The organism is Glacieibacterium arshaanense, assembly GCF_004681125.1.
Lineage (GTDB): Bacteria > Pseudomonadota > Alphaproteobacteria > Sphingomonadales > Sphingomonadaceae > Polymorphobacter_A > Polymorphobacter_A arshaanense.
Genome location: NZ_SIHO01000001.1, coordinates 628,570 through 640,292 on the forward strand (window position 1 = coordinate 628,570; position 11,723 = coordinate 640,292).

At 65.4% G+C, this 11,723-nt stretch carries 8 protein-coding genes; 5 read left to right on the top strand and 3 right to left on the bottom strand.

Annotation, left to right across the window (positions count from 1 at the left end; genetic code table 11):
- Positions 1-38 precede the first annotated feature (38 nt).
- Positions 39-1,622, top strand: coding sequence for a L,D-transpeptidase family protein (locus EUV02_RS02860; protein WP_135244702.1), 1,584 nt, complete (start codon positions 39-41; stop codon positions 1,620-1,622).
- Positions 1,623-1,635: 13 nt separating this feature from the next.
- On the opposite strand, the gene EUV02_RS02865 is transcribed toward EUV02_RS02860, so the two are convergent.
- The gene (locus EUV02_RS02865; RefSeq protein ID WP_135244703.1) at positions 1,636-3,081 is read right to left on the bottom strand and encodes an MATE family efflux transporter; all 1,446 of its coding nucleotides are present in this window, start codon (positions 3,079-3,081) and stop codon (positions 1,636-1,638) included.
- Between the two features lie 184 nt (positions 3,082-3,265).
- On the opposite strand from EUV02_RS02865, the gene EUV02_RS02870 reads away from it, so the two are divergent.
- Complete coding sequence (locus EUV02_RS02870; protein ID WP_135244704.1) at positions 3,266-5,515, top strand: transferrin receptor-like dimerization domain-containing protein; 2,250 nt, start codon at positions 3,266-3,268, stop codon at positions 5,513-5,515.
- 82 nt (positions 5,516-5,597) lie between these two features.
- On the opposite strand, the gene EUV02_RS02875 is transcribed toward EUV02_RS02870, so the two are convergent.
- Positions 5,598-7,007: a helix-turn-helix domain-containing protein gene (locus tag EUV02_RS02875; protein ID WP_135244705.1), complete on the bottom strand. Its 1,410-nt coding sequence runs from the start codon at positions 7,005-7,007 to the stop codon at positions 5,598-5,600.
- 174 nt (positions 7,008-7,181) lie between these two features.
- Here EUV02_RS02875 and EUV02_RS02880 point away from each other — a divergent pair, with 174 nt between their 5' ends.
- The 3 genes from EUV02_RS02880 to EUV02_RS02890 all read left to right on the top strand — a co-directional run bounded on the left by EUV02_RS02880 (position 7,182) and on the right by EUV02_RS02890 (position 11,108).
- Positions 7,182-8,780, top strand: a complete 1,599-nt coding sequence (locus tag EUV02_RS02880) for an isocitrate lyase (protein WP_135244706.1) — start codon at positions 7,182-7,184, stop codon at positions 8,778-8,780.
- A gap of 199 nt (positions 8,781-8,979) precedes the next feature.
- Positions 8,980-9,552, top strand: a complete 573-nt coding sequence (locus tag EUV02_RS02885) for a carboxymuconolactone decarboxylase family protein (protein WP_135244707.1) — start codon at positions 8,980-8,982, stop codon at positions 9,550-9,552.
- A 158-nt stretch (positions 9,553-9,710) separates the two neighbouring features.
- Entirely contained in the window at positions 9,711-11,108 is a 1,398-nt protein-coding gene (locus tag EUV02_RS02890; RefSeq protein ID WP_166430472.1) for a phosphatase PAP2 family protein, read from the top strand.
- Here the strand turns inward: EUV02_RS02890 and EUV02_RS02895 are convergent.
- The gene (locus EUV02_RS02895; RefSeq protein WP_135244709.1) at positions 11,090-11,644 is read right to left on the bottom strand and encodes an HD domain-containing protein; all 555 of its coding nucleotides are present in this window, start codon (positions 11,642-11,644) and stop codon (positions 11,090-11,092) included. The genes EUV02_RS02890 and EUV02_RS02895 overlap by 19 nt on opposite strands.
- Positions 11,645-11,723 lie beyond the last annotated feature (79 nt).

The following is an 11,723-nucleotide window of genomic DNA, read 5'->3' on the forward strand; positions in this document are numbered from 1 at the left end:
GCCTAGGGTTGGCGCGTCACGTGCGTTGGAGAACCAGGTTGAGCATTCGTCTTTCGTTGATGCCGGTCATCGCGGCACTGTTGTTGGCGTCCCCGATTGCGGCGCAAGGTCTGGACCCTCAACTCGCGACATTGAGCACCGCGACGCGGATCAACGGCGCGCCGATTGTCGATCCGCTGTTCGTGCGCGCGGTCTATGCGGCGAACGGTGGCAAGCTGCTCTGGACCGACCCGGCGCGCTTCGCGTCGCTGCAAAAGGCGATCGCCGACAGCGCCAAGGACGGGTTGACGCCGGCGGACTATCACGCCGCTGCACTGGCGAATTTCAAGGGCAGCGTTGGCGAGCGTGACTTGCTCGCCACCGATGCAATGGTGCTGCTCGCCGACCATCTGCGCCATGGCAAGGTTCACCCCGAAACCTATGATCCGCAATGGAATTTCGGCCAGAATGGCCACAAGCCGGGGACGCCGCCGACACAGGCCGAAATCGACCGCGCGATGGTCATCATCAACGCCCCCGATGTCGCGGCGGCGGTCGCCGCGGTGGCGCCGACGCATCCGGTCTATACGCAGGTACGCGCCGAGCTGGCGCGTTATCAGGCGCTCGCGGCGCGCGGTGGCTGGTCCGACGTGCCGGCGGGGCCGACGATCAAGTTCGGCGAGACCAGCCCGCGCGTCGCTGCGGTGGCGACGCGACTGTCGGCCACCGGCGACCTGCCGGCCACTGCCGTGCGTCCCGATCCGGCGCGCTATGACGAGCCGCTCAAGGTCGCGGTCATGCGCTTCCAGACGCGCATGGGGCTGACCGCCGATGGTGCGATCGGTGCCGGCACGGTGACTGCGCTCAACACGCCGGTGGCGACGCGCATCGAGCAGCTGCGCATCAACCTTGACCGCGCCCGCGTGCTGATGGCCGACCTCCCCAAGCGTTTTGTGATCGTCAACATTGCCGGCTTCCAGATCTATGTGCTCGACGGCGAGACCGTCGTCTGGCGCTCACGCGTCATTGTCGGCAAGCCGTTCCGCCAGACTCCGGTGTTCAAGTCGGCGATCAACCATCTGGTGTTCAACCCGACCTGGACGGTGCCGCCGACGATCCTCAAGCACGACATTGCACCCGCGGCGCGCAAGAACCCAGCCTATGTGACGAAAAAGGGCCTCAAGGTCATCAACTCGAGCGGGCAGGTGGTGTCGCCGTACAGCGTCAACTGGTCGGGCAGCATCCCCTATACGCTGCGCCAGGACGGCGGGCCGGACAATGCGCTCGGCCGCGTCAAGTTCATGTTCCCCAACCCCTATTCGGTCTACCTGCACGACACGCCGTCGAAGACGCTGTTCGATACGCCGATGCGGACGCTGAGTTCGGGCTGCGTGCGCGTGCAGAACCCGTTCGAGCTGGTGCAGATCCTGCTCGGCGCCGATGATCCGACCTGGACCCCTGCAAAGTCGCAGGCCATCGTCGACAGCCTCAAGACCACCACCGTCAACCTGAAGACGCCGGTGCCGGTGCTGCTGGCGTATTGGACGGCGTGGGTCGACAACAACGGGCTGATGAACTTCCGCCACGATGTCTATGACCGTGATGCGCTGTGGTTGAAGGCGCTCGACGCGCCGGTCGGCTAGGCGCGTAATTCGGTCAGCCGTTGGGAAACAGCCGGCCGGCGGGATCGCTTTCGGACTGCACGAATTCCTCGGCCTCTTCCATGGTGGCGAGCAGTGAAATCTTGCGCCAGCCACCCCAGAAATAATAGGCGATGGTCAGCAGCAGCGACACCGCGGCGCTGATCGGAAAGCTCCACCATAGCGCTTCGATCCCGAGGAACGGCGTCAGTGCAAACACGACACCGAGGCGGCCCGGGATATAGGCGATGACCATGATGACCAGCGGCACGAAGGTGGCGCCGTTGGCGCGGGTGATCGACGACAGGATCATCGTCACGCCCATAACCATGAAGCTCCAGCTCGCCACCAGATTGACGTGCGCGGCAATTGAAATCGACTGGCCGCTATGCGGCAGGAACAGCTGCAGCACCTGCACGTCGAGCAACACCGTCAACAGCACGACAGCGCCGGTCATCGCCAGGTTGATGGCGATACCGGCGCGCGCGATGCCGTCGATGCGGTGCCACTGGCCGGCGCCGATATTCTGCGCCGCCATGGCGCTGACTGCCATGCCTACCGCCACCGCAGGCATCTGGATATAGGTCCACAGCTGGTTGACCGCGCCATAGGCGGCAACCGTGTCGATGCCCTGCCGGTTGACCAGCCACATCATGCCGATGGCGGAGCCCGACATGACCATCATCTGCAGCGCCATCGGAAAGCCCTTTTGCAGGATGGTCACGACGATTTCGCGGCGCGGCAGCAGATAGGCGAACTCGCGGCCGCGCAGCCGCACCGGCAGGTCGCGCGCATAGATGAAGCCGATCAGCAGCGTGAATGACACCGCATTGGCGCACAGCGTGGCGACACCGGCGCCCATGATGCCGAGCGCCGGTGCCGGCCCCAGCCCGGCGATCAGCACGGGGTTGAGCGCGATATCGACGGCCATGCCGGGCAGACCGAGCAGCATCGGCGTCAGCGAGTCGCCGGTGCCGCGTAGGGCCATCGAGAGGAACACCGTCAGCAGCGCGGACGGCAGGCCGAGGAACATCACGCGCAGGTAAATCAGCGCCTGCGGAAATACTTCGGCGGGCGTGCCGAGCAGGTGCAGCAGTTCGGGCGCGAATACCCAGCCCAGTGCCGCGCTCGCCAGCCCCATAAGGCTGAACATCGTCAGCCCGGTGCCGATGGCACGCCGCACGCCGGTAGTGTCGCCGCGCCCGACGCATTGCCCGATGATGATCGTCGCGGCCATGCCGAAGCCGAACACCAAGGTGAACATCATGAACATGACGAGATTGGCATTGGCGGTGGCCGCCAGCCCGGTTTCGCCGAGCAATTGTCCGACCCAGATCGCGTTGATCGAGCCGTTGACCGACTGCAGCACGTTCGACGCCAGCGCCGGCAACGCGAACAGCAGCAGTGAAGCCGCAACCGGCCCCTGCGTCAGGTCGCGGCCACCGTGCGGGCGTGAAGGCATGGCCTCGCTCATTTGCGCTTCAAAATCCCCCCACCGCACGCCGGTTGTTCTACCAGCCCTATGGCAGTCGCCATGCGGTTGCCAGAAAAAGCTGTGTACAGGTCGTTGGCATCAGTCGCAGCACCCCTTGCGCCGTGCACCCGGCGGGGGCAGTGTCGGCGCAGCTCATTCGGGGGATTAATTGATGAACCGCAAGATTTTCGGCCTGCTCGGTGTGGCGGGCAGCCTGGCATTGGCGACCGCAACGTTGGCCGCGACTCCGGCCGCTCAAGCTGCGAACGAAAAGACCTTCGACAGCCACGTCAGTGCCACCGACCAGCTGGCGTGGCTGAAGCAGATGACCTCGGCGCCCAACCATGTCAGCTCGGTGCACGACAGGGCCAATGCCGAGTTCATTCTGTCGCAGTTCAAGGCCTGGGGCTGGGACGCACATATCGAACAGTTCGACGTGCTGTACCCGACGCCGATTTCGACCAGCGTTGCGCTGGTCAGTCCCAAGGCTATCGCGCTCGGCGGGCAGGAGCCGGTGATTGCCGGTGACGCGACTTCGGGCAACACCGCCGACGCGCTGCCGCCGTATGTGGCGTTCCAGGGCGACGGCGATGTCACCGCCGATGTGGTCTATGTGAACTACGGCATGCCGGCGGACTATAAAGCGCTCGAACGGCGCGGGATTTCGGTCAAGGACAAGATCGTGCTGGCGCGTTACGGCGGCGGCTGGCGCGGCTTGAAGCCCAAGCTGGCGCAGGAACATGGCGCGGTCGGCACAATCATCTATTCCGACCCCGCCGATGACGGCTACGCCGACGGCGACGTCTATCCCAAAGGTGGCGCGCGGCCCGATAGCTCGGTGCAACGCGGCTCGGTCGCCGACATGACGACCTATCCCGGCGACCCGCTGACGCCCGGCATCGGCGCGGTGCCCGGCGCCAAGCGACTGACCAAGGAAACCGCGGCAACGGTGCTCAAGATTCCGGTGCTGCCGATGAGCTACGGCGATGCCAGCAAGATTTTGGCCGAACTCGGCGGGCCGATGGCACCTGAAAACTGGCGCGGCGGCTTGCCGCTCGCCTATCACATCGGCGGTGACGGCAAGACCAAGGTGCATCTGGCGGTCAAGTCCGACTGGTCGCTCAAGCCGCTGTACGATGTCATCGCGACGTTGAAGGGCAGCAAATATCCCGACCAGTGGATCGTCCGCGGCAACCATCACGACGGCTGGGTATTCGGCGCGCAGGACCCGCTGTCGGGCAATGTCGCGATGTTGTCCGAAGCCAAGGCGTTGGGCGCGATGTACAAGGCCGGCTGGCGGCCTGATCGCACCATCGTTTACGCGAGCTGGGACGGCGAGGAGCCGATGCTGCTCGGGTCGACCGAATGGGCCGAAACGCACGCCGACGAGCTCAAGAAGAAGGCGCTGATCTACATCAACACCGATGGCAACAGCCGCGGTTTCCTCGGCGCCGAAGGCAGCCATGACTGGCAGAAGCTGGTCAACAGCGTCGCCGACGATGTCATCGACCCGCAGACCGGCGTCAGCGTCAACAAACGGGCGCGCGCCAAGATTCTTGTCGATGCCTATGACAACATCGGCAAGCCCGACGAAGCCGAAGTCGCAGCGGCTGAAAAGGGCGGCGACCTGCCGATCGGCGCGCTCGGGTCGGGGTCGGACTATTCGTCGTTCCTGCAACACCTTGGCATCGCGTCGCTCAACATCGGCTACGGCGGCGAAGGCACTGGCGGCGACGCCTATCACTCGATCTACGACAGCTATGACCACTACACGCGTTTCGGCGATCCGGGTCTGGCGTACGGCGCGGCATTGTCGAAGACTGTTGGCCGGCTGGTGTTACGCATCGCCGATGCCGACACGCCGCCGATGCAATTCACCGACTTTGCTGACACGATGTCGCGCTATCTCGGCCAAGTGCAAAAGCTCGCCGCCGACCGCCGCGCGCAAGACCCCAAGCGAGTCAGCCTGACCGCCGACGGCGCATTCAAACTGGCGAGCGATCCCGAAAATCCGGTCGCCGCACCCGCGCCCGAACCCGCGACGCCCTACTTCAACCTCGCGCCGCTCGAAAACGCCGTCGCCAAGCTGCAGGCCAGCGCCAAGGCGTTCGACGCGGCCTATGCGGCGAACGGCGCGGCACTGTCACCGGGCGCGCGCGAACGCCTCAACGCCAGCTTGCGCGACATCGACCAGTTGCTGCTCGACCAGAAGGGCCTGCCCGGACGGCCGTGGTACCAGAACATGGTCTATGCCCCCGGCCGCTTCACCGGCTACGGCGCGAAAACGCTGCCCGGCGTGCGCGAGGCCATTGAGGAGCGGCGCTTCGCCGATGCCGATACCTACGCCGTGATCACCGGCAACGCGCTCGCGGCCTATGCGGCACGGCTCGATGCCGCGACGGCGATTGTAAAGGCACGCTGACGGAAAGGGCCTCCGGCGGGCAGGGGCTCGCCCCTGCACCCAATAATCGGGTGCAGGCCTCAGGCCTGCCCGCCGGAGGCTCTCAAGCGTCGCTGAAGCCGAACGGCGCACTTGCACGGCGATAATCGTCGGGCAGCATGTCGCGCCCGATTGGCGGCGCCGAGCGCGCAGTGCATTGCGTGCGGTGGCACAGCCGGCAGGTGACGCCGATGGGCGTCGCGGTATCGGGGGTCAGCGCCGGTTGCGCCTGCGTATAGACCAGCCGGCCGGCGTGTTCGGCGGCGCAGCCGAGTGCGATGGCGCGTTCGACGCGGACGCTGCCGAAGGCACCGCCGCCAGCGGTGACGGTGCGGGCGATCGAAAAGAACCGGCTGCCGTCGGGGAGCTCGAGCCACTGGGTGACGATCTGGCGCGGGGTGCGGAAGACCTGGTGGACGCTCCACAGCGGGCAGGCGCCGCCGTGGCGCGCGAACGGGAAGCCGGCGCCGTCGAGGCGCTTCGAGACATTGCCCGCGGGATCGACGCGGATGAAGAAGAACGGCACGCACTCGGCGCCGGGCTTTTGCAATGTGGTCAGCCGGTGCGCGGTCTGCTCGAAGCTGGCACCGAACTGGCGGGCGAGCATTTCGACGTCATAGTGGCGTGCTTCGGCGGCGCGCGCGAACGCGGTGTAGGGCATCAGCAGCGCCGCGGCGGCGTAGCTGGCGAGTGCGCGCTGCGCGAGGCGACGGCCGCTTTCGGTGGCGAAGCTGCCTTCGGCGAGCGCCGCGTCGATTTCGGCGCGCCAGTCGAGCCAGGCAATCTGCAGCGCCAGCTGGAAGGTCTGGCTTGCGGTGTCGAGCGTCGCATCAAGCAGCACTTCGCCGCGGTGACGGTCGAGGCGGCGCATCGAACTGCCCATGACGTCGGTGGGCAGGCGGCGGACGCGCAGCTTGTGGCGCGCCAGCAGGTGGGCGATCAGCCCGTCCTGACCGCGCACGGTTTCGGCGAGCGCCTCGGCGGCATCATCGAGCGTCGGGAAATTGTTGCGCCGCGCCGCGAGGAAGCGCCGTGCCTCGGCAACCGGGTCGGTGGTGTCATCGCTTTCGTCACGGCCTTCGGCGCCGCGGTCGGCGAGTTCGAGCTGCTCCTCGCGGTAGGCGGTATAGAGCCGCAGCAGCACTTCGGTAATGCCGGGGAAACCGGTGACGACGTCGGTGGTCTCCAAAGGTGGGATGTCGATATCGGCGAACATCGGGTCCTTGAGCAGCGCCTGCAGTCGCGCCGTGGTCTCGGCGCCGCCGTCGCCTGCCAGGCTTGTCATGTCGAGCTTATAGACGCGCGCCAGCCGCAGCAGCATGTCGGCGGTCAGCGGGCGCTGGTTGCGTTCGAGCAATGCGACGTAAGATGCTGAAATATCAAGGTCCGTGGCCATGTTGGCCTGCGTCAGGCCAAGATCGCGACGCAGCCGCCGCAATCGCGGGCCCATATAGACGGGACGTTCGTTCGACATCGCTCTACCCTCGGGTGACGCTCGATATTTGTGCAATCCTTACAACATTACAAGGAAAATCTGTAAAGTCTTACAGTTGAACTTTATCGCGCTTTCAAAATGCTGCACTGCACCCTAGGTCGGATGCAACACGCAGCCCCATTTCCTGTCTCATCAGCATTCGAGGTACCGGCCATGTCGTATCAAGATCATATCACCGCCACCAACAAGCTCATCCGCAGCTACAACGGCACCTGGGACGGCATCAGCGCCGAATCCGTCGCCCGCATGCGGCTGCAGAACCGCTTCAAGTCGGGCCTCGACATCGCGCGCTACACCGCCGCGATCATGCGCAAGGACATGGCGGCGTACGACGCCGACCCCGCCAACTACACCCAGTCGCTGGGTTGCTGGCACGGCTTCATCGGCCAGCAGAAGATGATTTCCATCAAGAAGCACTTCGGCACCACCAAGGGCCGTTACCTGTATCTGTCGGGCTGGATGATCGCCGCGCTCCGTTCGGACTTCGGCCCGCTGCCCGACCAGTCGATGCACGAAAAGACCAGCGTTCCGGCGCTGATCGAAGAACTCTACACCTTCCTGCGCCAGGCTGATGCGCGTGAACTCGGTATGATGTTCCGCGACCTCGATGCGGCCCGCGCCGCCGGCGACCAGGTCAAGGAAAAGGCGATGATGGCGGCCATCGAAGGCTACCAGACGCACGTCGTGCCGATCATCGCCGACATCGACGCCGGTTTCGGTAACGCCGAAGCCACCTATCTGCTCGCCAAGAAGATGATCGAAGCCGGCGCCTGCGCGCTGCAGATCGAAAACCAGGTGTCGGACGAAAAGCAGTGCGGCCACCAGGACGGCAAGGTCACCGTGCCGCATGAAGACTTCCTCGCCAAGGTCCGCGCCTGCCGCTACGCCTTCCTCGAACTCGGCGTCGAAGACGGCATCATCGTCACCCGCACCGACTCGCTTGGCGCCGGCCTGACCAAGCAGATCGCCGTCAGCCAGACCCCGGGCGACCTCGGCGACCAGTACAACAGCTACCTCGATTGCGAAGAAATCGACCCCAAGACCGCACGCAACGGCGACGTCATCCTCAACCGTGACGGCAAGCTGCTGCGTCCCAAGCGCCTGCCGAGCAACCTGTTCCAGTTCCGCGAAGGCACTGGCGCGGACCGTTGCGTCATGGATTGCATCGCCTCGCTGCAGAACGGCGCCGACCTGCTGTGGATCGAAACCGAAAAGCCGCACATCGAACAGATCGCCGGCATGGTCGACCGCATCCGCGAAGTCGTCCCCAACGCCAAGCTCGTCTATAACAACTCGCCGTCGTTCAACTGGACGCTCAACTTCCGCCAGCAGGTCTATGATGCCTGGGTCAAGGCCGGCAAGGACGTGTCGAAGTATGACCGCGACCGCCTGATGAGCGTCGACTATGACGACACCGACCTCGGCGCCGAAGCCGACGAGCGCATCCGCACCTTCCAGCGCGATGCCGCCAAGCGCGCCGGCATCTTCCACCACCTGATCACGCTGCCGACCTATCACACCGCGGCGCTGTCGACCGACAACCTCGCCAAGGAATATTTCGGCGACGCCGGCATGCTGGGCTACGTCAAGAACGTCCAGCGCGCCGAAATCCGCCAGGGTATCGCCTGCGTCAAGCACCAGAACATGTCGGGCTCGGACCTCGGCGATGACCATAAGGAATATTTCGCCGGTGAGGCCGCATTGAAGGCCGGCGGCGTGCACAACACGATGAACCAGTTCGCCGCCGAATAGGCTACGCGACTGCTGAACGGATTGGCCCGGGGCGGAAACGCTCCGGGCTTTTTCGTTTTGAAGGGCCTCCGGTGGGCAGGGGCTCGCCCCTGCACCCGATTATTGGGTGCAGGCCTCAGGCCTGCCCGCCGGAGGCTCTTGTCGTCCCCCTCTGGATTTGTCATGCCAAGATCAATGAAAACAACCTTGGGGACCCGACATGCGCCTGCGCCAACCACGTATCACGCCGCTAACCGCCAGCGCGTGCACCCCCGAACAGACCGCGGTGCTGGCGCCGTTCGAGGCCCGCGGCGGGGCGTTCAACATTTTCAAGACGATGGCGCGCAAGCCGCTGGCAGCGACGAAGTTCCTCGAATGGGGCAATTATATCCTGTCGAAGTCGAACAGTCTGCCGGCACGCGAGCGCGAGATTGTCATCCTGCGCACCGGCTTCAACTGCAAGTCGGGGTATGAATGGGCGCAGCATGTGGTCATCGGCAAACGCAGCGGCCTGACCGATGACGAGGTGGCACGCATCAAGGCGGGGGCGGGCGCACCGGGCTGGAGCGCTGCGGACGCCGCGCTGATTGCCGCGACCGATGATTTGTCGCGCAACCATTGCGTGTCGGATGCGAGCTGGGCCGAACTCGGCAAGCACTACAGCGACGAGCAGCGCATGGACCTTGTCTATACCGTCGGCCAGTACACGCAGGTGTCGATGCTGCTCAACAGCTTCGGCGTGCAGCTTGACGACGGGCTGACGCTCGATCCGGACCTTGCCGGCGTGGCATAACCGCACAGCAGGGGTTCGCGCGTTGACCCGGGGTAATTAAGCGCCGCTAGTGCCGGTGTGGCTGGCGTTGGGGTAGCCGTCGCGCGTCGTGCGTCGCCGTTGCCGGCCGGATGAGCAAATCCGGACGCAACACCCAATCCTCCCGAAGGTTATTCCCCATGAAATCGATACTGAGCGGCGCTTTTGCGCCGACTGCCGGCGTGCGCGCCGTTTGCGTGGCATTTGGCGCGGCGGTGCTGCTGGCGCCGGCCGCGGCACAAGCCAATGCGGTAACCGACGTCAATGCCGCGCTGGTCGCGGCGATCCGCAGCGCCGCGATGGCACCGCCCGGCGCTTCGCGCGCCATCGCGATGGTCGACATTGCGGTTTTCGACGCGGTCAACGCCGCGACCGGCCTGCGCTACGACGCCTATTTCTACACCGGCACCAAGGCCAGCGGCGTGTCGGCCGATGCGGCGGGGTATGTCGCGGGATATACGATGCTCGCCAAGCTGTTTCCCGCCCAGGCATCGGCGCTGACGGCTGCGATGCACACCTCGGTCGCGGCGCTGCACCTGACGCCGGCGCGGCAGGCGGCGGCCATGGCGCTGGGCAGCGGCATCGCCAACGGCTATTTCGCGGCGCGCGCGAACGACGGCGCGGCGACCGCGCAGACGCCCTATGTCTTCGGCACCAATCCGGGCGATTTCCAGAGCGTCAACGCCGGCGCCCAGCCGGTGCTGCCGTCATGGGGCAAGGTCGATCCGTTCGTGATGGCGAGCGCCGGGCAGTTCAGCCTCGGCGCCCCGCCGGCGCTCGGCAGTGCGGCGTGGGTCGCCAGCTATACCCAGGTCCGCGATCTGGGTTGCGTGACGTGCGGCACGGCGTGGCAGCAGGACACCGCGCGCTTCTGGGCCGATGACGGCGGCGGCACGGTGACGCCGCCGGGGCATTGGGTCGAAATCGCCGCGGATATCTCGGTGGCGCAGCGGCTCGACCTACTGGCGTCGGCGCGGCTGTCGGCGATGGTCGGTGTGGCGATGGCCGATGCCGGCATTTCGGCATGGGACATCAAATACACCTATGATTTCTGGCGCCCGGTTACCGCCGTCCGGGCCTGCACGCTGGCGCTATGCGGCAGCACCGGCGACATAGAATGGACGCCGTATCTGCCGACGCCGAATTTCCCGTCGTACGTGTCGGGGCACAGCAGCTTCAGCGGCGCGGGCGCGGCGGCGCTGGCCAACTTTTTCGGCAGCGACAGCATGAATTTTTGCGTTGAATCCGATCCGCTGGCCGGACTCGCCACGCGCTGCTTCACCAGCTTTGCCGCCGCTGCGGCGGAATCGGGGATCAGCCGGATTTATGGCGGCGTGCATTATCAGCTCGACAATGCGCCGGGGCTCGGCATGGGTGGCGACGTCGGCGACTACGTCGTCAGTCACGCCTTTCAGCTGGCGGCGGTGCCTGAGCCGGCAAGCTGGACATTGCTGGTCGCCGGCTTCGGGGTCGTCGGCGCCACGGCGCGGCGGCACAGGGCCGTTACCGACGCCTTGCTTCAACCGCGCGCGGCATAAGCCTTGTCGAATGCCGCTTCGAGCTGGGGGTTGGTGCCGCGGACGCCGTCGATGACCTGCTTGGCCCAGTCGAAATAGTCGCGGCGGCGTTCGATCGACCAGTCATGCGGCGGCGTGCTGGCGAGGTCGCGCAGATTGGCAATCTTGTCGGCGAGCTTGACCAGCTTGGCGCGCGGCGAGGCCTTGGCGGCGTGCGCGATCTGTAGCTTCTTGCGCTCGGCCTTTTCGAGCGACTTGTCGTCGGTGACCTCCATCACGACGTCGGCAATTTCGGTGCCGAAGTTGCTTTTCAGTTCGGCATAGGTCGTCTTGGTATCCTCGATGGTGTCGTGGAGGATGGCCGCACACAGCACGACAGCATCGGATACGCCGCCTTCGCTGATCAGGATGTGCGCGAGCGCGATCGGATGGTTGATGTACGGTGAGGCGTCCTTGTCCTTGCGGCGCTGGTCGCGGTGCTTGTGCGCGGCAAACGCCAGCGCGTGGATGAGGCGGCGGGCTTCGCCGAACGAATGCGCGACGGTGGAATCGGTCATGGCCAAAATGATGCTCTCCTGTTGGGATGCCTCATCATAACCGGAGCGGGTGTCATTCGGGGACATGGTCGTGGTTCCA

Coding starts and splice junctions, on each gene's coding strand:
- EUV02_RS02895 (WP_135244709.1), bottom strand. CDS start 11,644: ATGACCGATTCCACCGTCGCGCATTCGTTCGGCGAAGCCCGCCGCCTC.
- EUV02_RS02870 (WP_135244704.1), top strand. CDS start 3,266: ATGAACCGCAAGATTTTCGGCCTGCTCGGTGTGGCGGGCAGCCTGGCA.
- EUV02_RS02875 (WP_135244705.1), bottom strand. CDS start 7,007: ATGTCGAACGAACGTCCCGTCTATATGGGCCCGCGATTGCGGCGGCTG.
- EUV02_RS02880 (WP_135244706.1), top strand. CDS start 7,182: ATGTCGTATCAAGATCATATCACCGCCACCAACAAGCTCATCCGCAGC.
- EUV02_RS02865 (WP_135244703.1), bottom strand. CDS start 3,081: ATGCCTTCACGCCCGCACGGTGGCCGCGACCTGACGCAGGGGCCGGTT.
- EUV02_RS02890 (WP_166430472.1), top strand. CDS start 9,711: ATGAAATCGATACTGAGCGGCGCTTTTGCGCCGACTGCCGGCGTGCGC.
- EUV02_RS02885 (WP_135244707.1), top strand. CDS start 8,980: ATGCGCCTGCGCCAACCACGTATCACGCCGCTAACCGCCAGCGCGTGC.